Source organism: Belnapia mucosa, from assembly GCF_016775475.1.
Classification (GTDB): Bacteria; Pseudomonadota; Alphaproteobacteria; order Acetobacterales; family Acetobacteraceae; genus Belnapia; species Belnapia mucosa.
On record NZ_JAEUXJ010000003.1, the window covers coordinates 434,446 to 451,450 of the forward strand.

At 72.0% G+C, this 17,005-nt stretch carries 18 protein-coding genes and 2 riboswitches; of the genes, 7 read left to right on the forward strand and 11 right to left on the reverse strand.

All coding sequences use genetic code 11. From position 1 onward, the window contains the following. Positions 1-42: 42 nt before the first annotated feature. Complete coding sequence (locus JMJ55_RS10200; protein ID WP_202825424.1) at positions 43-1,134, reverse strand: YihY/virulence factor BrkB family protein; 1,092 nt, start codon at positions 1,132-1,134, stop codon at positions 43-45. Between the two features lie 147 nt (positions 1,135-1,281). Between JMJ55_RS10200 and JMJ55_RS10205 the strand changes: the two genes are divergently transcribed. Further along, positions 1,282-2,268, forward strand: coding sequence for a Bug family tripartite tricarboxylate transporter substrate binding protein (locus JMJ55_RS10205; protein WP_202825425.1), 987 nt, complete (start codon positions 1,282-1,284; stop codon positions 2,266-2,268). A 12-nt stretch (positions 2,269-2,280) separates the two neighbouring features. On the opposite strand, the gene JMJ55_RS10210 is transcribed toward JMJ55_RS10205, so the two are convergent. Together JMJ55_RS10210 and JMJ55_RS10215 are read right to left on the reverse strand one after the other, a co-directional pair. Continuing rightward, positions 2,281-3,021, reverse strand: coding sequence for a response regulator transcription factor (locus tag JMJ55_RS10210; RefSeq protein WP_202825426.1), 741 nt, complete (start codon positions 3,019-3,021; stop codon positions 2,281-2,283). Positions 3,022-3,130: 109 nt separating this feature from the next. After that, complete coding sequence (locus tag JMJ55_RS10215) at positions 3,131-5,026, reverse strand: DEAD/DEAH box helicase (protein ID WP_328702602.1); 1,896 nt, start codon at positions 5,024-5,026, stop codon at positions 3,131-3,133. An 86-nt stretch (positions 5,027-5,112) separates the two neighbouring features. On the opposite strand from JMJ55_RS10215, the gene JMJ55_RS10220 reads away from it, so the two are divergent. The 3 genes from JMJ55_RS10220 to JMJ55_RS10230 are packed head-to-tail and all read left to right on the forward strand — an operon-like array spanning position 5,113 to position 7,170. After that, positions 5,113-5,958, forward strand: coding sequence for an AraC family transcriptional regulator (locus tag JMJ55_RS10220; RefSeq protein WP_202825428.1), 846 nt, complete (start codon positions 5,113-5,115; stop codon positions 5,956-5,958). A 30-nt stretch (positions 5,959-5,988) separates the two neighbouring features. Next, positions 5,989-6,399: a DUF2000 domain-containing protein gene (locus tag JMJ55_RS10225; RefSeq protein ID WP_202825429.1), complete on the forward strand. Its 411-nt coding sequence runs from the start codon at positions 5,989-5,991 to the stop codon at positions 6,397-6,399. Between the two features lie 57 nt (positions 6,400-6,456). Beyond that, positions 6,457-7,170 (forward strand): haloacid dehalogenase type II, encoded by a 714-nt coding sequence (locus tag JMJ55_RS10230; protein WP_202825430.1) that lies wholly within the window; start codon positions 6,457-6,459, stop codon positions 7,168-7,170. Here JMJ55_RS10230 and JMJ55_RS10235 read toward each other — a convergent pair. The 8 genes from JMJ55_RS10235 to JMJ55_RS10270 form a co-directional block, all read right to left on the reverse strand. Then, positions 7,167-7,352, reverse strand: coding sequence for a hypothetical protein (locus JMJ55_RS10235; RefSeq protein ID WP_202825431.1), 186 nt, complete (start codon positions 7,350-7,352; stop codon positions 7,167-7,169). The genes JMJ55_RS10230 and JMJ55_RS10235 overlap by 4 nt on opposite strands. Continuing rightward, a complete protein-coding gene (locus JMJ55_RS10240) occupies positions 7,352-8,272 on the reverse strand; it encodes an alpha/beta hydrolase family protein (RefSeq protein ID WP_202825432.1) in 921 nt (306 codons plus the stop codon). The genes JMJ55_RS10235 and JMJ55_RS10240 overlap by 1 nt, the downstream gene beginning before the upstream one ends. A gap of 41 nt (positions 8,273-8,313) precedes the next feature. Continuing rightward, positions 8,314-8,640, reverse strand: coding sequence for a cupin domain-containing protein (locus JMJ55_RS10245; protein ID WP_202825433.1), 327 nt, complete (start codon positions 8,638-8,640; stop codon positions 8,314-8,316). A gap of 31 nt (positions 8,641-8,671) precedes the next feature. After that, positions 8,672-9,229 (reverse strand): NUDIX hydrolase, encoded by a 558-nt coding sequence (locus JMJ55_RS10250; RefSeq protein WP_202825434.1) that lies wholly within the window; start codon positions 9,227-9,229, stop codon positions 8,672-8,674. Next, complete coding sequence (gcvP, locus tag JMJ55_RS10255) at positions 9,226-12,123, reverse strand: aminomethyl-transferring glycine dehydrogenase (protein ID WP_202825435.1); 2,898 nt, start codon at positions 12,121-12,123, stop codon at positions 9,226-9,228. The genes JMJ55_RS10250 and gcvP overlap by 4 nt, the downstream gene beginning before the upstream one ends. After that, complete coding sequence (gene gcvH, locus JMJ55_RS10260; protein WP_202825436.1) at positions 12,120-12,497, reverse strand: glycine cleavage system protein GcvH; 378 nt, start codon at positions 12,495-12,497, stop codon at positions 12,120-12,122. Before gcvH ends, gcvP begins: the two co-directional genes overlap by 4 nt. A gap of 10 nt (positions 12,498-12,507) precedes the next feature. After that, positions 12,508-13,614: a glycine cleavage system aminomethyltransferase GcvT gene (gene gcvT / locus JMJ55_RS10265; RefSeq protein WP_202825437.1), complete on the reverse strand. Its 1,107-nt coding sequence runs from the start codon at positions 13,612-13,614 to the stop codon at positions 12,508-12,510. Between the two features lie 39 nt (positions 13,615-13,653). Beyond that, positions 13,654-13,759: riboswitch (glycine riboswitch) on the reverse strand. Continuing rightward, positions 13,760-13,851, reverse strand: a riboswitch (glycine riboswitch). Positions 13,852-13,906: 55 nt separating this feature from the next. Continuing rightward, complete coding sequence (locus tag JMJ55_RS10270) at positions 13,907-14,452, reverse strand: hypothetical protein (protein ID WP_202825438.1); 546 nt, start codon at positions 14,450-14,452, stop codon at positions 13,907-13,909. Between the two features lie 118 nt (positions 14,453-14,570). Here JMJ55_RS10270 and ispH point away from each other — a divergent pair, with 118 nt between their 5' ends. From ispH to rnhA, 3 genes are read left to right on the forward strand one after another with little or no spacing between them, the layout of a single operon-like run. Further along, the gene (gene ispH / locus JMJ55_RS10275; protein ID WP_202825439.1) at positions 14,571-15,560 is read left to right on the forward strand and encodes a 4-hydroxy-3-methylbut-2-enyl diphosphate reductase; all 990 of its coding nucleotides are present in this window, start codon (positions 14,571-14,573) and stop codon (positions 15,558-15,560) included. Positions 15,561-15,569: 9 nt separating this feature from the next. Beyond that, the gene (locus JMJ55_RS10280) at positions 15,570-16,550 is read left to right on the forward strand and encodes a homoserine kinase (protein ID WP_202825440.1); all 981 of its coding nucleotides are present in this window, start codon (positions 15,570-15,572) and stop codon (positions 16,548-16,550) included. Beyond that, the gene (rnhA, locus tag JMJ55_RS10285) at positions 16,540-16,998 is read left to right on the forward strand and encodes a ribonuclease HI (protein WP_202825441.1); all 459 of its coding nucleotides are present in this window, start codon (positions 16,540-16,542) and stop codon (positions 16,996-16,998) included. The genes JMJ55_RS10280 and rnhA overlap by 11 nt, the downstream gene beginning before the upstream one ends. Positions 16,999-17,005 lie beyond the last annotated feature (7 nt).

Here is a 17,005-nt window from a genome sequence, read left to right on the forward strand (position 1 = left end):
CTGCGCCATCGGCGCAGTACCGAGTGGCGGCACCGGCTTAAATCAGGCCACCGTATCGGCCATCTTCGCGCCGCGGGCGCCCATCGGGCGCTCCGGCCCGGTGGTGGTGTCGCGCGACGTCTGGTGCTCCATCTCGGCATCCAGCTCGGCGCCGGCCAGCACCACCGTCGAGGAGAGCCAGATCCAGGTCATGAAGCCGACCACGGCGCCGAGCGAGCCATAGGTCTCGTTGTAGTTGCCGAAATGCGTGACGTAGTAGGAAAAGCCGAGCGAGAAGGCGAGGAAGCCGAAGGCGGCGACGGCGCTGCCCCAGCTCACCCAGCGCCATTGCGCCGTATCGCGGCTCGGCCCGTAGCGATAGAGGACCGCGAGCAGGAGGCCGATCGCCAGCACCAGCACCGGCCAGCGCGCCAGGCCGAGCAGCGTGCCCATGAACCCGCCCTCGAGCCCGAGGAAGCGCAGCGCCACCGGCAGCACGACCACGCCGGCCATCGCCAGCAGGACGAACAGGATCCCGCACAGGGTGAAGGCCAGCGTGATGGCGGTGCGGCGGATGAAGCCGCGCCGCTCATGTTCCGAATAGACGACGTTCAGCGCATCGACCAAGGCCTTGATCGCCTGGTTCGCGGACCAGAGCGAGGTGGCGATGCCGAGCACCGCACCGAAGCCAAGGCTGGCGCCGCCCTTGGAGACGATGCGCTTCACCTGCTCGTCGATGATCTGCATGCCGCCTTCCGGCACCACCACCGAGATGGCGCGGAGATGCTCGCCGATCGTGGCCGGATCGGCGAAGAGGCCGTAGATCGAGATCAGCGCGCCGATCGCCGGGAAAAGGGCCAGCAGGGTGTAGAAGGTGATGCCCGCCGCCTCGGTCAGCACCCGGTCCTCGGAGATCTGGCCGGCGGTGCGCTTGAGGATGTCCCACCAGCCCCGCGCCGGAATCTGCTCCGGCCGCTCGGCATTGTGGCCGCGGTCGCCGGCGGCGGCCGCTCCACGCCGGGCCGACCCAGCGTCGTCGGGACGGCGCTCGACCTGCTGGGGAACGCGGCCGCTGCGCCCAGTGAGCAGGAGCAGCGCGGCCCCGGCGGCGGCGAAGGTGGCGAGGATCGGATTGGGCTGAGACTGGGACGGCATCGGCGTTCTCCGGATCGGGACCGGGTCGAAAGGAGTTGTGATCGGCAACGCGCCGATGCCGCTCGGGTGGCATGCCGGGCGCGAATTGCCTTGCGGCGGCATACGGGGCATGCCGGTGGGCAAGATTCTCCGGGAAGGAAACCCGCCATGCGTCTCGGCCGTCGCGCCCTGCTCGCCGCCCCTGCCCTGCTGGCCACCCCGGCCGGTGCCCAATCGTCCTGGCCGGAGCGGCCGATCAGCCTGGTGGTGCCCTTCCTCGCCGGCGGCTCCACCGACATCGCCGCCCGCATCCTGGCGGAGCGGATGGCGCCGCTGCTGGGAGCCGGGGCGCGGATCGTAGTGGAGAACCGCGCCGGGGCCGGCGGCTCGGTCGGCAGCGAATGGGTCCGGCACCGGTCGGCGGATGGCTATACCCTGCTGCTGGCCAGCGCCTCGGCGCTCGGCACCAACCCGGCGGCGCTGCCGGAGCAGACGCCCTATGACCCCGTCGAGGATTTCACCCCCATCGCCCTGGTCGGCGGCGGGCCGATGGTGCTGGTGGTGCCGATGCAGTCGCCCTACCGCGACGTGCGGGCGCTGCTGGCCGCGGTACGCGCGGCGCCGGGGCAAATGACCTGGGCGACCAGCGGCGCCGGGGGCATCGGTCACCTGACCGGGGAATACCTGAAGATCCGCGCCGGCGGGCTGCGGGCGGAGCATGTGCCCTATCGCGGAGGCTCGGCAGTGATGGAGGCCCTGGCCAAGGGCGAGGTGGATTACTCGCTCGAGGTGCTGGCCTCGGTCGCGCCGCATCTGCGCGACGGACTTTCGCGCGGCCTCGCCGTGACCTCGCTCAAGCGCCATCCGCTCTTTCCCGATGTGCCGACGCTGGATGAGAGCGGGCTGCCGGGCTTCGAGGTGACGACCTGGAACGTGCTGGTGGCGCCGCGCGGCCTGCCGCCGCAGCTGGCCGAGACGCTGGCCGCCGCGGTCCGCCGGGTGCTGGCGGATTCCGTGGCGACGGCGCGACTGGCCCAGGCGGGCGTGGACCCGGCCGAGCCCGGCACGCCGGCGGCAACCCGCGCCTTCCTGATGGCTGAGCGGGAGAAATTCACCGGCATCGTCCGGGCGGCCGGGCTGCGCCTCGGCCGTTGAGCAAGGGGCCCGTCAGGCTGCCTGGCGAGCGGCCTCACGGGCCGGCATCGCGGTCAGGGCATAGGGGTCGAGCCGGTAGCCGCCGCTCTCGGTCACCAAGATGCGGCAATCGCTCGGGTCGCGCTCGATCTTCTGGCGCAGCCGGTAGACATGCGTCTCCAGCGTATGGGTGGCGACCGCGACATTGTAGCCCCAGACCTCGCGCAGCAGGGTCTGCCGCGACACGGACCGGCCGCCGGCGCGGTAGAGGAATTTCAGGATCGCGGTTTCCTTGTCGGTCAGCCGGACCTTGCGGCCGCCCTCGGCCGCCACCATCAGCCGCGCCGCTGGGCGGAACCGATAGCCGCCGATGATGAAGACGGCATCGTCGGTATTGTCGAAGACGCGCAGCTGGGCGCGCATCCGCGCCATCAGCTCGGCCAGGCGGAAGGGCTTGGCGATATAGTCATTGGCCCCAGCATTGAGGCCGCGGATCACATCCGCCTCGGCATCCGCGCCGGTCAGCATGATGATCGGCATGGTGCGGCCCTCGCGCCGCAGCCGGGCGCAGAAGTCGCGCCCATCCGCATCCGGCAGGCCGACATCGAGGATGAGGAGATCGAAGGGCGGGCTGACCGCCAGCCGCAGCTCCGCCTCCGCCGCGCATTCCGCCGTATCGGCCAGGAATTCGCTGCCGAAGGAAATCTGCTCCGCCAGGGTGGCGCGCAGCATGGCGTCGTCCTCGACGATCAGGACCCGGCGGAAGGCGGGCATGGGAGACCTCCGGTTTTTTATTCAGGGCGCGGAGGCTAGCGGCCGCCCTGTAGCGAACCGATGGGGTTACGGTCGCGTCGGCCACGCGGCGGGTCGCAAATGTCGCGGGCTACCGGCTCACACGCCGCCCCACCGGCGGCCGCCAGTCGCGCCGCTGCCGTGCCGCCCAGCCGAAGCGCTGGTCGCCCTCCAGCAAATGCAGGTGGTCGCGCAGCCGGTTGCGGCCGAGCCAGGCGGCGGCGGCCTCCAGCTCCTCGATCGACATCTCGCTGCGGCTCTTGCCACCCAGCGCCCGTTTCAGCGCGGCATTGTAGGCGTGGTAGAGCCCGGCGCCGCGCGGGATCGGGCCGGACAGGCCCTCCGCCGCATCCTCCACCACCTGGGCCGCGACCAGGTCGCCCAGCCGGTGTCGCAATTCCCGCTCGGCGCGGGAGGGGGTGAGCAGGTCGCCCTGCGGCTCCGGCTCCCGCGCCGCCGCGAGCCCTGCCGCCAGGTCGGGGCCGGGGCGCAGCGTGGTCAAGCGGAGCGTCAGCGCATTGCTCTCGAGCGGGATGATCCCATGGCGCTCCCGTGCCTCGGCCAGCTCATCCTCCAGCCAGCCGGGGAGGTCGAGTGCGGGCTGGCGCGGCGGCCGGCGGTCGGGCTTGGCGCGCGTCCCCTGCTCGCGCTCCATCCGCCAGCGGAAGCGGGCGAAGAGCGGATCGTCGGGGTGGTAGACCAGCGCCCGCTGCGCGTCATAGGGGCCGGCATGCGGGTCCACCCGCGTCGCCCGCGCCACCATCTGCTCCAGCCAGGGGCGGGAGCGGATATGGGTCAGCGCCGCGACCACCGCGACCTCGGGCGCGTCCAGCCCCTCATAGGCCATGGCGACGGTGACGAGGATCGAGGGCTCGGGCGTCAGGCGGAAGGCGGCCAGCATCTCCGGCGCGCCCGGCTCGTCCGAGACCGCGAGCGCGGCGGCGCCGGTCTGGCCTGGCGGCAGCCAGCCCTCGATGATCTCCAGGTAGCGTCGCGCCTGGGCCTGGTCCGGCGCCACCACCAGCAGCTTGCCGAGGCCCCGCGCGCCCTCCCCCAGCACCCGCCGCCGCTGGGCGCGCAGCCGCCGCGTCGCCTCGAAGGCGCGACGCAGCAGCCCCTCGGCGAAGCCGGTGCGGAGCGCGGTAAACAGCGCCGGGCGCGTCGCCTCGTCCGGTGCCGGGGCGCGCAGCCGGTGCGGGCCGAGCCGCGGGCGCTCGCCGCCGCCCTCGGGCTCCGGCCCCAGCCACGCCGCCTCCCCATCCAGCGCGCCGAAGGAGACCGGGAGGACGGCGCGCTCGGCCAGCGCCCGGGCGCGGCTATAGCCGATGACGGCCCAGCTCGGCGCGGCGAGATCGACCTCCCGCTTGCCGCCGGCGGCGCGGCGATAGGGCAGCCAGAGGATGCGCCGGCCATCGGCCCGTTCCAGCGTGCCCGAGAGCAGCAGCCGCACGGCCGAGAGCGAGAGCAGCGGCTCGATCGGCGCCGACCAAGCGGCGGCCTCGCCGGCCTCGTCCTCATCCAGCGCCGGCAGGTGATGCACCTCATCGACCACCAACAGGTAGCGGTGGCGGCGGAAGGCGGCGAGGTGGAGGTCGGGCGCCGCGGCGATGCCCTGATAGGTGGTGACATAGCCGGCGAGGCCACGGCAGGGATCGCCCGGCGCATTCTCCGCCGCCCGCACCGAAAGGGCATGGCCCAGCGCGTTACGCCAGGCGGGATCGGCGAAGGCCTCCTCGGCCTGGAGGCGGAGGCTGTCGCGCGGCACCACCCAGCAGACCCGCTCGCAGAGCCCGGCGCCGATCAGCACATGCGCGGCGAGGACGGGCAGCAGGGACTTGCCGCCGCCTGGTGTCACGGCGGCCAGGATGTCGCGCAGGTCGCCTGCCTCGCCGGCCGCGATGGCGCGGACGATGGCCAGAAGCTCGCTTTGATGGCTGCGAAGGGCGCGGCCAGAGGGACGGCTTGCAGGGCGGGGCGAATCGCTCACCGTAGAATCCTGAAATATCATAGATTCCTTGTCGAGTGCCGAGACGCCTCCCATGCGATGCGACGGGAGGATAGGCTGCCGCCGCCATGACCCCGGCCCCCGACCATATCCGCCTGATGCATGACGGCCCGAGCGGCGTGGAGGCGATCGAGGCGCGCTTCGCCGCCCATGCCTATGACCTGCACCGGCATGACGACTGGCTGGTCGGCGTCACGGAACAGGGGGTGCAGGATTTCCACTGCCGCGGCGCACACCGGCGCAGCACGCCGGGCCGCGTCATCCTGATCGAGCCCGGGGAGGCGCATGACGGCCAGGCCGGGGCTGCGGGTGGCTTTGCCTATCGCATGCTCTATCTGCCGCAAGCCTGGCTGCGCGCGGCGCTGGCCGATGCACCCGGCGGCGATCCCGGCTTCGCCGCCACGCTCTGCGACGACCCGGCGCTCGGCGGAGCGATCCGCGCCGCCTGCCTGGCCCTCGCCCAGCCGGAGGAGCGGCTGGGGCGCGACCTGGCGCTGGATGCGGTGCTGGGCTGGCTGCGGCCGCATCTCGGCCGGCCGTCACGCGGCGGCGCGGCCGGGCGCAATACCCGGCTGGCGCGGCGCGCGCGGGAGAGGCTGGAGGACGACCCCGCCTCCGATCCCGGGGCGGATGGGCTGGCCCGTGCGGCGGGGGCGGCGGACCGGTTCCAGCTCGCTCGCGCCTTCCGCGCCGCCTATGGCACCTCGCCGCATGCCTATCTGGTGCAGGTGCGGCTACTGCGGGCCCGGCGGCTGCTGGCCGAGGGGCTGCGGCCGGCGCTGGTCGCCGCTGAATGCGGCTTCGCCGACCAGAGCCATCTCGGCCGCCGCTTCCGCCGCGCCTATGGGCTGACGCCGGCCGCCTATCGCGCGCTTTGCACAGGCGTTCCAGACCGCGGGCCGGGAATGGCCTGAGATGCGCGCCGCAGCGGCGGAGGGGCGCGCATGGTGTTCGAGACGAAGGTGGCCATCCTGGTGCTGGATGATCTGGCCGTCTGGCAGAAGCTGAACGTCACGGCCTTCCTGGCCACCGGCATCGCGGCGGCGGCGCCGGAGGCGATGGGCGAGCCCTATGAGGATGCAGCCGGGCGGCTGCATGCGCGGCTGCTGGGTCAGCCCATGCTGATCTTCGCCGCCGGGCCGGAGGTGATGCAACGCGCCTGGCGCCAGGGGATCGAGCGCAACCTGACCCGCGCCGCCTATGTCCGGGCGATGTTCCAGACCGGCCACGACGCCGCCAACCGGGAGGCCTTCCGGGCGGAGCCAGCCGAGGCGCCGGACTTCGTCGGGCTGGCGCTGCGCGGGCCGCGGCGGGATGTGGACAAGGCGACCAAGGGCGCCGTGCTGCATCCCTGAGGACTCCGCGCCCCACCTGCGTCATCCTGCGCCAGGCACAGGGACGGGAGGGGCGCGATGGCCGACATCGAAGCGCTGCGAGGCCGCATCAAGGTCTGCATGTTCGACCAGTACGGCACGGTGGTGGACATGCAGGGCGGGTTGCGCGAGGCCGCGGCGCCCTGGCTTCGCGCCAAGGGCTGGACGGGCGACCCCAATTCCTTCGTCACCTGGTGGCGCCGCACGCATTTCGAGAATTCGATGATCAACGCGCTGCTGCACCGCGAGCACATGCGCTACCGCGATATCGGTCACCTCTCCGTCGACCACGTGCTCAACCGCGCCGGCATCGAGCACAGCTGGGAGGAGGTGCAGATGCTCGTCGCCCATATCGAGCGGCTGCGCTGCTTCCCCGAGGTGCCCGAGGCCCTCGCGCGGTTGCAGCGGCGCTACCGCCTCGTCGTCCTCTCCAACGGCGATCCCGACATGCTGGAGGAGGCGAAGCGGCATCACGGCATCCCCTTCGACGAGGTGATCTCGGTCGCCGCCGCCGGCGCCTTCAAGCCGCATGTCGCCACCTATACCAAGGCGGCCGAGATCTGCGGCGTGGCGATGGAGGAGATCCTGTTTGTCGCCAACCACGAATTCGATTGCGTGGGTGCCAAGGCGGCCGGCATGCGCGCTGCCTTCATCGACCGCCGCCGCCGCCCCTTCGCCCAATGGGCCTACCAGCCCGACCTGATCGTGAAGAGCATGACGGAGCTGGCGGATCTTCTCGGCGGCGTCGGCTAGTCGTCCGGCCCGCCGGGCGTGCTGTTGGTCACCCCGGGCGGGTCCGGATAGAGGTCCGAGGGAACCTTGGCATCCGGATTCTTGGTGGTGCCGCCCTGCTGCACCTTGGCAGCAGTGGTCTTGGCCTTGGGGTCGGCGCTGTTCATGCGCTCCCCCGCGCCGGTCGGCGGTGTCTCGGGCATCAGTCGAACTCCTTGCAATCGAGCCGGTCGCCCGGCGCCAGCAGCCCCGGCGCGCCATCCCGCAGCGCCGCCCGCGCCGCGCCATCGCCGAGCAGCATGGCGCGCAGGAACAACACCGCGAGGCCGGCGGTGCGGGCATGGTAGGTGGGGTCGCCCCAGCGCGGGCCGGCCGCCGGTTCATCGGCGAAGGCGGCATGGTTGGCGCCGGCCAGCACCGCCAGGGCCTGGGGCGCGCCGGAGATGGCGTGGAAGGGCGCCTCCCGGTCGGCCGGCGTGGCGCCATCGATGGCGCCCCGGTCCTCGGTACCGGTGACATGCAGCATCGGCGTGGCGATGCGGCCGAAGGCATAGCGGGCCGGCAGGCCGCGCGGCGGGATGGGCGAGAGCGCGATGCCCGCCTTCAGCCGTCGGTCCGGCAGGGCCAGCCCATGCTCGCCCCCCGGCAGGCGCTGGCCGAGCAGGTGCTGCACCACCCAAGCGCCATAGGAATGGCCGGCGACCGCGAGCCGCCCGGTATCCACCCGGCCGCGCAGGCTCTCCCGCCGGCCGATCTCGTCGAGGGCGAAGACGCCGTCGCGCAGCCGCGCCAGCGCCTGGCCGGGGTCGAGCGCCGCGGCGCCCAGGGCGGAGAAGTCGCCCCTGCCCTGCCAGAGCGAGGCATCGGTGCCCGGATGCTGGATATGGATGGCGACGAAGCCCGCCCCCGCCAGCGCCCGGCCGAGATAGGCGAGCCCCTCGCGCGAGCCGCCGAGCCCATGCGAGACCAGCACCACCGGGGCCGGCGCCGCCCCTTCGGGCAGGCGGATCAGCACCGGCAGGGTCCGGCCGCGGGTGGGGTCGGTCCAGCCCTCCTCGATCACGGGCTCGGCCGCGGCGGGACGGGGCAGCAGGGCGGCGAGCAGCAGGGGACGGCGGCGCATCGGGGGATCACCCGGGGCGAACGCCGCAGGCTGCCGGCGGTTCAGGCGGCCTCGCCGCCCTCCGGGCCGTAGAAGATTACCCAGGTGGCGAAATCGTCGGAGAAATCCTCGAACCGGTGCTCGGCGCCGGCGGGGGCGAAGAGCAGGTCGCCGGCGCGGCAGTCGCCGACCTCCCCGGCGCAGCGGAAACGGCCATGGCCGGAGATGACGACATAGACCTCGTCCCGGTCATGCGGCACCTGCGAATCCACGCCGCGTGGCGCATACCAGCGCACCTCCAGCGAGCCATGGCGGAAGACCTCGGCCGAGAGGCGCCCCGGCGCATTCGGCAGGCGGGCCGCCCGCGCGGCCTCGAACAGGAAGGTCATCGGCGGGCTCCTTCCTCGGGCAGCCGAGGGGTCAGAAGCTTAGGCGCCCCGCCGCCCGCAGCGCCAGCAACAGGATGCCGACATGATTGGCATTGCCGATCACGCCCTCGGCCAGCCCGGCCAGGACGGTGGCGATGGGCAACTCCTCCACAGCGATCTCCTCTCCATGGTCGAGCGCCTGCGCCCCGCCGGGGATAGCGCCCTCGGCAAGGACGGCATGGATCAGGTTGCCGGCATGGGCCGGGTCGTTGCGGAGGGTCGCGGCCAGGCGGAAGCTGCCCGCCGCGTAGCCCGTCTCTTCCTCGAATTCGCGGCGGCCGGCGGCGACCGGGTCGGTCTCCTCCGGCTCCATCATGCCGCCCGGCAGTTCCAGGATGGCGGCGCCGGCACCGGGGCGGAACTGCCGCACCAGCACCAGCCGGTCCTCCGGCGTCAGCGCCACCACATGCACCAGCCCCGGCCAGTCGAGTCGGTACCAGGGATCGAGCAGCGTGCCGCCCGCCGTCTCCCAGGCCTCGGCGCGGAGATGCACCCAGCGGTCGCGGTGGACGGTGCGGTCACCCCGCCACCGCCAGGGGCGCACCGTCACTCCGCCGCCTGGAGGTGCATCCGCTCCGCATAGGCCTCCAGCGGCGCGCAGGTGCAGACCAGGTTGCGGTCGCCATGGACGTTGTCCACGCGCTTCACCGGCGGCCAGTACTTGTGGGCGCGCACGAAGTGCAGCGGGAAGGCCGCCTCCTCCCGGCTGTAGGGGTGCGTCCACTCGCTCGCCATGACCTCGGCGGCGGTGTGGGGCGCGTTCTTCAGCGGGTTGTCGGCGCGGTCGCTGCGGCCCTGCTCCACCGCGCGGATCTCGGCGCGGATGGCGATCATGGCGTCGCAGAAGCGGTCCAGCTCCTCCTTCGGCTCGCTCTCGGTGGGCTCCACCATCAGCGTGCCGGAGACGGGCCAGGACATGGTCGGCGCGTGGTAGCCGTAGTCCTGCAGGCGCTTGGCGATGTCCTCGACCAGCACGCCGCCACCCTGCTGGAAGCCACGGCAGTCGAGGATGCACTCATGCGCCACCATGCCGCGCAGGCCGCGGTAGAGCACGGGGAAGTGCCCCTCCAGCCGGCGGGCGATGTAGTTGGCGGAGAGGATCGCCACCTGCGTCGCCCGCGTCAGCCCCTCGGCGCCCATCATGCGAATATAGGCGTAGGAGATGGGCAGGATGGCGGCGCTGCCGAAGGGCGCCGAGGAGACGGGGCCATAGCCCGTCGCCGGGCCCGCACCACGATGAAAGGGATGGTTCGGCAAGTGCGGCGCCAGATGCGCGGCGACGCCGATCGGGCCGACGCCCGGGCCGCCGCCGCCATGCGGGATGCAGAAGGTCTTGTGCAGGTTCAGGTGGCAGACATCGGCGCCGATGGCGGCGGGCGAGGTCAGGCCGACCTGGGCGTTCATGTTGGCCCCGTCCATATAGACCTGGCCGCCATGGCGATGGATCAGGGCGCAGATCTCCCTGATCTGCTCCTCGAAGACGCCATGGGTGGAGGGGTAGGTGACCATCAACGCGGCGAGCCTGTCGGCATGCTGCGCCGCCTTGGCCTCCAGATCCTTAAGGTCCACGTTGCCGTCGCGGTCGCAGCCAACGACGACGACCTTCATCCCCGCCATCACCGCAGAGGCCGGGTTGGTGCCATGGGCGCTGGAGGGGATCAGGCAGACATTGCGCTGGTCATTGCCTTGGGCGCGATGCCAGGCGCGGATGGCGAGCAGCCCGGCATATTCGCCCTGGCTGCCGGCATTCGGCTGCAGCGAGACGGCGGCGAAGCCGGTGACGGCGCAGAGCCAGGACTCCAGCCGCTTGATCATGGCGAAATAGCCCTCGGCCTGGTCCTCAGGCGCAAAGGGGTGGATGTTGGCGAAGCCGGGGAAGGTGATCGGGATCATCTCCGCCGTCGCGTTCAGCTTCATCGTGCAGGAGCCGAGCGGGATCATGCTGCGGTTCAGCGCGACATCCTTGTCCTCGAGCCGCTTGAGGTAGCGCAGCATCGCATGTTCGGAGTGATGGCTGCGGAAGACCTCGGCGGTGAGGTAGGGGGTGCAGCGGGCGAGCGCCTCCGGCAGGCTGGCCTCGGGGTGGAGCGCATCGAGCGCGCCGGCGCCAAGGAGGTCGGCGAGGGAGGCGAGTTCCTCCCGCGTCACCGTCTCGTCGAGGGCGATGGAGACGCAGCCGGCATCGACGCGCCAGAGGTTGAAGCCGCGCTCGAACGCGCCTTGCATCAGCGCATCGGCGCGGTCGCCCGCTTCGATGGCGATGGTGTCGAAGAAGGCCGTGTGCCGCAGGGTGAAGCCGCCGCGCCGCGCCGCATCGGCCAGCAGCCGCGCCTGGAGGTTCACGCGGCGAGCAATGCGCGCAAGCCCCTCCGGCCCGTGCCAGACGGCATACATGCCGGCCATCACGGCGAGCAGCACCTGCGCGGTGCAGATGTTGCTGGTCGCCTTCTCGCGGCGGATATGCTGCTCGCGAGTCTGCAAGGCGAGGCGCATCGCCGGGTTGCCGGCGGCATCGACGGAGACGCCGACCAGGCGGCCGGGCAGCAGGCGTTTGAGCCCGTCCTTCACCGCCATGTAGGCGGCATGCGGCCCGCCATAGCCGAGCGGCACGCCGAAGCGCTGAGTGCTGCCGATGACGACATCGGCGCCCATCTCGCCGGGCGGCGTCAGCAGGCAGAGCGAGAGCGGGTCGGCGGCGACGATGGCGAGGCCGCCCACGGCCTGCACCGCGGCGATCTCGGGCGTGAGGTCGCGGACCTCGCCGGTGGTGCCGGGGTAGTTCAGCAGCAGGGCGAAAGGCTTCTCAGCGGCGGCAGCCTCGGCAATGCCGGCGGGCGGCACGACGACGACGCGGAGCCCGACCGGCTCGGCGCGGGTGCGGACCACAGCGAGGGTCTGCGGATGCAGATCGGCCGCGACCAGCAGCGTCGTCGACTTGCCCTTCTGCGCGGCATGGGCCAGCGCCACCGCCTCGGCCGCCGCCGTGCCCTCATCGAGCAGCGAGGCATTGGCGACCGGCAGGCCGGTGAGGTCCGTCACCATGGTCTGGAAATTGACCAGCGCCTCCAGCCGGCCCTGGGCGATCTCGGCCTGGTAGGGCGTGTAGGCGGTGTACCAGCCGGGATTTTCCAGCACGTTGCGCAGGATCACCGGTGGGGTGTGGGTGCCGTGATAGCCGAGGCCGATCAGCGACTTCACCCGGCTGTTGCGCTCGGAGAGGGCGCGCAGCTCGGCGATGGCCTCCGCCTCGGTCGCCGGCGGCGGCAGGGCGGACAGATCGGCGCCGGCGATGGCGGCAGGGACGGTGCGGCCGGCCATCTCCTCGAGGCTGGCGGCGCCGACGACGCGCAGCATCGCCGCGATGTCATCGGGACCGGGGCCGATATGGCGGCGGGCGAATTCCGTGCCCTCCTCCAGTGCGGCGAGTTCCTGCAACGCGCTCACGCCTGGCTCTCCACGAAGGCGGCATAGGCGCCCTCATCCATCAGCGCAGCGACGGCGCCGGCATCGGCCGGCTCGATCTTGAAGAACCAGCCCTCGCCGGTCGGCTCGCGGTTGATGAGGCCGGGATCGTCTACCAGGGCGGCATTCACCTCGACGATGCGGCCGGCGATCGGGGCGTAGACATCGGAGGCGGCCTTCACGCTCTCGACCACGGCGATCGCCTCGCCGGCCGCGACCTCGCGCCCCACCTCGGGCAGATCGACGAAGACCACATCACCCAGCGCATTCTGGGCGTGGTCGGTGATGCCGATCGTGGCGGCATCGCCATCGGCCCGCACCCATTCATGGTCCTGGGTGAATTTCAGCTCTGCCATCGGATCGTCCTCAGCGGGCGTAACGGTGGGGGATGAAAGGCATGGGCGCGACGCGGGCCGCGAGCGGCCGGCCGCGCACGATCAACTCCAGGGCAGTGCCGTCCGCCGCATGGGCGCGGGCGACATAGCCCATGGCCATCGGGCCACCCAATGAGGGGCCGAAGCCGCCGGAGGTGATGCTGCCGACGGCCTCGCCGCCCGGCGCATGGATCATGGTCTCGCCCCGGGCCGGCTGCCGCCCCTCGGGCCGCAACCCGATACGGAGGCGCTGCGTGCTATTGGCCAACTCCTCCCGCACCCGCTCGGCGCCGGGGAAGTCCCAGCTCATGCGGCGGCGCTTGCCGATGCTCCAGGTGAGGGCGGCCTCGACCGGGCTGGTGCTCTCGTCGATATCGACGCCGTAGAGGCAGAGCCCCGCCTCCAGCCGCAGCGAATCGCGGGCGCCGAGGCCGGCCGGCTGCACGCCGGGCAGGCCGAGCAGCTGCTTCGCCAGCGCCTCGGCGGCCTCGGCCGGGGCGCTGATCTCCCAGCCATCCTCGCCGGTATAGCCGCTGCGGCTGGCGATGACGGGGATGCCGGCGATCTCGGCCTGCGCGATGCCCATGAAGGACAGCGCGGTGAGCGCCGGGGCGACGGGCGCCATCGCCGGCGCGGCGCCCGGCCCCTGGAGGGCCAGCAGCGCCCGGTCCGGCAGGCGGCGCAGGGTGATGCCGGCGGGCAGGACGGACTCGATCAGCGCGAAATCGTCATGCTTGCGGCTGGCATTGACCACGACGAAGAGCCGGTCGCCGAGATTGGCCACCATGCAGTCGTCGAAGATGCCGCCCTCCGGCGTCATCAGCAAGGCGTAGCGCTGGCGGCCGGGCTTGAGGCCTTGGATATCGGCGGGCGTCACCCGCTCCAGCGCCGCCGCGGCGCCCTCGCCGTGCAATTCCGCCTGGCCCATATGGGAGACGTCGAAAAGGCCCGCAGCGCCGCGCACATGCAGGTGCTCGGCCATGATCCCGGCCGGGTATTGCACCGGCATGGCATAGCCGGCGAAGGCGACCATCCGGCCCCCCAGGGCACGGTGCAGGCCGGCAAGCGGTGTCTCGAGCAGCGATTCGGTCTCGGCCACGGGTCCCCCGACCGCATCAGCGGCGTGAGTTGAAGTCCGTGGCCCCCCTCTGTCCGGTGAACCTGAGAGATTCGGCTGACGGCCTTGGGCCGGGCCTTACTCCTTCGGTGCCAATGCCTTGCGGCACCAGGCTTTCCAGAGGTCCCTTCTCCGCGCGGCCCTTCTGCCTGAGCGTTTCCGGGGGCCGGTTGCGCCTTCGGCGGGGGCGAAACCACCCCTCTCTCCCGCGCGGTATCTACGGGTGCGCCTCTCTAGACCGCTCCGGGGCTGTGGCGCAATGCCAGGTTGGAGATCAGCGCGGCCCACGCCTGCGATTCAGCGCGAGATCCGCCTCGGTCAGCTGGAAGGAGACCAGGATGCGGTAATCCCCAGCACTGCGGCTCTCGCTGACCGGGAGGGAGAGCTGGACCGGCTCGCTCTGCAGGTTGGCTCGGGTCTCGTTGCGGCCGAAAGTGGCCCGCTCGACGAAGGCCTGGCGTTGCAGGATGGTCTCGTCCCGGCGGTCGATCACCGCCACGAACCAGGGCAGGTCCACGCTGCGCCCCTCGGCGGCGGCGCCCCGTTCCACATCGAAGGCGGCGGTCAGGGTCATCTCGATGCTGCGATCGCCCCGGCCGGCGGCGCAGCCCCCGTTCAGCCCGCGCAGCCGGGCATCGAATTCGAGGGTGGTGAGGTCCTGCGGCCCGCCGGGGCGATAGCGGGTGAGGTCGGCACCCTCCGCCAGAATGCCAGGGGACGGGCAGGCGGTCGGCAGCCGCGTGGCGAAGCCGCCACCGCCGCATCCCTGCACCGTCAGGGCGGCCAGCAGCACCGCCGGCAGGACAACTCTTTTCCGCATTGCCATATCCACCCCATATCCCCCTTGAGCCAGGACGGCGGGCCGCTAGTGTGCGCCCCGCCCACTGTGCCCGCCGGCCCTTCGGCTCGGCAAATAGCGCCAGCGAGCGAGAGGCACCATGGACCTGCACCCCGGCGCGACCGAATCCCCCCGCGCCCTGCCCCGCCTGAATGTCCTCCTGGCCGGCCCGCGCGGCTTCTGCGCCGGCGTGGACCGGGCCATCAAGATCGTCGAGGAGGCGATCCGCCGCTACGGCGCCCCCGTCTATGTCCGGCACGAAATCGTGCACAACCGTTTCGTGGTCGAAAGCCTGGAACGGCAGGGTGCCGTCTTCGTCGAGGAGCTAGGCGAGGTGCCGGACGACGCGCCGGTGGTCTTCTCCGCCCATGGCGTGCCGAAATCGGTCCCGGCCGAGGCCGGCCGCCGCAAGCTCTTCTACCTCGATGCCACCTGCCCGCTGGTCAGCAAGGTCCATCGCGAGGCCGAGCAGCATTTCAGCCGCGGCCGGCACCTCCTGCTGATCGGCCATGCCGGCCATCCGGAGGTGGTCGGGACCATGGGCCAGCTCCCCGAAGGGACGGTGACCCTGATCGAGGATGCCGAGCAGGCCCGCACCGTGCCGGTCCCGAGCGGCCGGCCGCTCGCCTTCATCACCCAGACCACGCTCTCGGTCGATGACACGGCGGATATCGTGGCGGCGCTGCGGGAGCGCTTCCCCGAGGTGCATGCCCCGGCCAAGGAGGATATCTGCTACGCCACCACCAACCGCCAGGCGGCGGTGAAGGCGATCGCCAACCGGGCGGAGCTGATGGTGGTGGTGGGCGCGCCCAATTCCTCCAACTCGCTGCGGCTGGTGGAGGTGGCGGAGCGCGCCGGCTGCCCGCGGGCGGTGATGGTGCAGCGCGGCCGCGACCTCGATCTGGCGTTGGCACAGGGCGTCTCCACCATCGGAATCACCGCCGGCGCCAGCGCACCCGAGGTGCTGGTCGAGGAGGTGCTGGCCCGGCTGCGCGAGGGCTTCGAGCTCTCGATCGAGGAGGTGGTGGTGGCGGAGGAGACGGTGACCTTCAAGCTGCCGGCCGCCCTGCAGACCGAAGCCGCCCGCTAGCCCTCCCGCATGGCCGTCTATACCGAAGTCTCGGATGAGGCGCTGCGCGCCTTCCTCGCCGATTACGCGTTGGGCGAATTGCTCGCCTTCCGCGGCATCGCCGAGGGAGTGGAGAATTCCAACTACGCGCTGAAGACCACGGCGGGCGACTTCATCCTCACCCTTTATGAGAAGCGGGTCGATCCGGCGGAGCTGCCCTGGTTCCTGGCGCTGATGCAGCATCTGGCCGCACGCGGCCTGCGCTGCCCGCAACCGGTCGAGGCGCGGGACGGGGCCGCGCTGCGCCAGCTGGCCGGGCGGCCGGCGGCGATCTGCACCTTCCTCCCCGGCGTCTGGCCGCGGCGGGTCCGGCCGGAGCATGCGCGCCCGCTCGGCGAGGCGCTGGCGGGGCTGCACCGGGCCAGCGAGGATTTCACCGCGACCCGCCCGAACGGCCTCGGCCCCGCCGCCTGGATGCCGCTGCTGGATCGCTGCCGCGCGGGCGGCGATGCGGTGCGGCCAGGGCTGATCGCCGAGCTGGATGCGGCGCTGGCGGCGATCCTCGCGGCCTGGCCGGCGCCGGGCGCGCTGCCGGTCGGGCAGATCCATGCGGACCTTTTCCCCGACAATGTCTTCTTCCTCGACGGGCCGGACGGGAAGCCGGTGGTCTCCGGCATCATCGACTTCTACTTCGCCTGCACCGACCTGCTGGCCTATGACGTCGCAGTCTGCCTGAACGCCTGGTGCTTCGAGCCGGACCTGTCCTTCAACGTGACGCGGGCGCGGGCGCTGCTGGCTGGCTACCAGCGGGTGCGGCCGCTGCTGGCGGAGGAGCGGGCGGCGCTGCCGCTGCTCTGCCGCGGAGCGGCGATCCGCTTCCTGCTGACCCGCCTCTATGACTGGATGGCGACGCCGCCGGGTGCGCTGGTGACGCGGAAGGATCCGCTGGAATACCTGGCGAAGCTGCGCTTCTTCGCCGCGGCCGAGGGGGCTGGCGCACTTGGCCTCTGAGGACGCGACCCCCGCGGCGCCGGTCGAGATCTGGACCGATGGCGGCTGCAAGCCCAATCCCGGCCCGGGCGGCTGGGCGGCGATCCTGCGCTATGGCGAAACCGAGCGGGAGCTGTCGGGCGGCGACCCGGCGACGACCAACAACCGGATGGAGCTGATGGCGGCGATCAGCGCGCTGGAGGCGCTGAAGCGCCCCTGCCGCGTGGTGCTGCACACTGACAGCGAATATGTCCGCAACGGCATCAGCCGCTGGATCAATGGATGGGTGCGGAACAACTGGCGCAACTCGGCGAAGGAGCCGGTGGCGAACATGGCGCTGTGGCAGCGCCTGCTGGCCGCCGCCAAGCCGCATGAGGTCGAGTGGCGCTGGGTGCGCGGCCATGCCGGCGACCCGATGAACGAACGGGCCGACCGGCTGGCGACGGAGGCGAGGCTGAAACTGGGCTAGCGGGGCG

Coding starts and splice junctions, on each gene's coding strand:
- JMJ55_RS10200 (WP_202825424.1), bottom strand. CDS start 1,134: ATGCCGTCCCAGTCTCAGCCCAATCCGATCCTCGCCACCTTCGCCGCC.
- JMJ55_RS10205 (WP_202825425.1), top strand. CDS start 1,282: ATGCGTCTCGGCCGTCGCGCCCTGCTCGCCGCCCCTGCCCTGCTGGCC.
- JMJ55_RS10210 (WP_202825426.1), bottom strand. CDS start 3,021: ATGCCCGCCTTCCGCCGGGTCCTGATCGTCGAGGACGACGCCATGCTG.
- JMJ55_RS10220 (WP_202825428.1), top strand. CDS start 5,113: ATGACCCCGGCCCCCGACCATATCCGCCTGATGCATGACGGCCCGAGC.
- JMJ55_RS10225 (WP_202825429.1), top strand. CDS start 5,989: ATGGTGTTCGAGACGAAGGTGGCCATCCTGGTGCTGGATGATCTGGCC.
- JMJ55_RS10230 (WP_202825430.1), top strand. CDS start 6,457: ATGGCCGACATCGAAGCGCTGCGAGGCCGCATCAAGGTCTGCATGTTC.
- JMJ55_RS10235 (WP_202825431.1), bottom strand. CDS start 7,352: ATGCCCGAGACACCGCCGACCGGCGCGGGGGAGCGCATGAACAGCGCC.
- JMJ55_RS10240 (WP_202825432.1), bottom strand. CDS start 8,272: ATGCGCCGCCGTCCCCTGCTGCTCGCCGCCCTGCTGCCCCGTCCCGCC.
- JMJ55_RS10245 (WP_202825433.1), bottom strand. CDS start 8,640: ATGACCTTCCTGTTCGAGGCCGCGCGGGCGGCCCGCCTGCCGAATGCG.
- gcvH (WP_202825436.1), bottom strand. CDS start 12,497: ATGGCAGAGCTGAAATTCACCCAGGACCATGAATGGGTGCGGGCCGAT.
- JMJ55_RS10270 (WP_202825438.1), bottom strand. CDS start 14,452: ATGCGGAAAAGAGTTGTCCTGCCGGCGGTGCTGCTGGCCGCCCTGACG.
- ispH (WP_202825439.1), top strand. CDS start 14,571: ATGGACCTGCACCCCGGCGCGACCGAATCCCCCCGCGCCCTGCCCCGC.
- JMJ55_RS10280 (WP_202825440.1), top strand. CDS start 15,570: ATGGCCGTCTATACCGAAGTCTCGGATGAGGCGCTGCGCGCCTTCCTC.